Genomic DNA, 1,905 nt, shown 5'->3' on the forward strand with positions numbered 1-1,905 from the left:
AAGCAAGGTACTCCTCAAAGGTGAGTCGTTTAGTTGTTGCGGCGGTTGTTATCATGGCGAATTGCAAGAGGAAAAAAGCGATCGGGTAAATTTAGCGGATTTGCCAATAATGTAGTTATATCACTTCTGCTCAAATGATAGCTACCTCTGACGGCAAGAAAAAAGAAAAAAAGGTAAAGTGTAGACAGAAACCCGGTTTCTTAAAGAAACCGGGTTTCTGGGCTGCAAACCGCTATAAAATATATGTAACCTGAATAATGCGATCGCTCTACCGAAGTCTAGTGACTAATATCCAAATTGACGAAACCCTCCTCCAAGAAGCCATTGCGCTTGGTAAACATCCTACAACCAGCGCTGCGATCGAGGCTGCGCTGCGCGAGTACATCCAACACCGCAAGCAACTTAAAGTATTAGAACTTTTCGGCACTATTGACTACGACGAAGATTACGACTACAAGCAACAACGGCAAAAACAATGAAAGTAGTTGTTGATACTTCCGTTTGGTTCTAGATCCGCTGATTTAATGTAGATACAGAGCAAGCCCTATGTACAATAAATTGTTAGATTGTTTCATCTTCCAATGAATACCCTCTTCTGAACAGCTTATGCCTGAAGACCTGAGAAACGAAGAAATAATCAAACACATTCGTTATCGACCAGCTATGTACTTCGGAAGTGTAGGAACGCGAGGTGTAGAGCAATTTGTTTACGAGCTTGTATCCAACGTCCTTGATACCTACCTTGCAAATCAAGCAACCTTTGTGAATGTAAAACTAGATGGAACAACCATTTCAGTTGTGGATGATGGACCGGGACTTCCATTTGATAAACCTAGCGATCTAGAGCGTATTAGTCTTGCTACTAAGTTTTTAACTCATGTTCACCAGATACGTTCACAGGATGAACACGCTCCCCATGTTCACATGACGACATTGGGGCTAGGTATTGCTCCCCTGAATGTTGCCAGTGTTCAGCTAACAGTGCAAAGTTGGCGCTCAGGTGTACTTTGGGAGCAACATTTTGCAAGAGGAGTCCCAGAGAGTTCTGCAACTGTTGTCGAACAGGGCAATGGTCGAGGAACAAGAATTGAAGTAATTCCAGATCCTGAAATCTTTGGGCAAGCGAAACCTAGATTAGGTGTTATTCGTAGATCATTGTTTGAAGCAGCTCATCTATTTAGCGGGCTTAGGATTGGATTTGATGAAGAGAGATTTTATGCCCCCACAGGACTCCAGATGCTTGGGTTTATGCTCCTCGATTCGCTCTCTGTATCTACTAATCCAAATACTTTGCCATTTCATGTAAGTTTGCGTTATGAGAACGTCTTTATTGAAGCAGCCATTTTTGGGGAGAAGCGATCGCCGACCCGTACTTTTTCATGGGTGAATGGAGCGAGAACACCCGATGGCGGGAGCCATGTCAAAGGTTTATTTCAAGTATTGAAAGAAGTCGGCTGGAAACCAGCACTTAGCCTAATTCACGTCGTAATGTTTGAGCCAGAGTTTGCGGGGCCTATGCGTACAAAGCTAGATGTACCGCATATTGGAGAGGTGATGAAGAATGCTTTGCGTGAACCTTTACATCAATATCGAAGGCAATTTATCTGAGTTCAGAGTTAGATTTGGTTGCCCAAATACATTAACTGTAATGGCATCAAACTCGCAGCGGGAAAGAAATTTACCTAGCTTATGTTTCTGCATCAATAGGCGGCGGATTTTGACCGCCAAGTACAACATCATGTTTTCTCGGTTGATTGGGATTCTCTGTCATTGTGCCTTTGATAACCAGCCGATTTGGGATTTTGGATTAATATGCGATCGCACCCAAAAATTTGCTACTCTCCCGCTGCTAATACCCGGTCAACCGTTAATTCTAACTCAGGGAAAGTTCCAGACACAATCCTA

The 1,905-nt window shown here is 43.1% G+C and carries 3 protein-coding genes; all 3 read left to right on the plus strand.

Annotation, left to right across the window (positions count from 1 at the left end; all coding sequences use genetic code 11):
• Positions 1–281: 281 nt before the first annotated feature.
• Positions 282–479 (plus strand): type II toxin-antitoxin system VapB family antitoxin, encoded by a 198-nt coding sequence (locus tag LAY57_RS35465; RefSeq protein ID WP_249072170.1) that lies wholly within the window; start codon positions 282–284, stop codon positions 477–479.
• Between the two features lie 127 nt (positions 480–606).
• Positions 607–1,608, plus strand: coding sequence for a DNA topoisomerase IV subunit B family protein (locus LAY57_RS35470; RefSeq protein WP_249072172.1), 1,002 nt, complete (start codon positions 607–609; stop codon positions 1,606–1,608).
• Between the two features lie 40 nt (positions 1,609–1,648).
• The coding region (locus LAY57_RS35475; protein ID WP_249072174.1) for a hypothetical protein at positions 1,649–1,905 on the plus strand (257 nt) is incomplete at its 3' end.

Source organism: Argonema antarcticum A004/B2 (assembly GCF_023333585.1).
GTDB classification, from domain to species: Bacteria; Cyanobacteriota; Cyanobacteriia; order Cyanobacteriales; family Aerosakkonemataceae; genus Argonema; species Argonema antarcticum.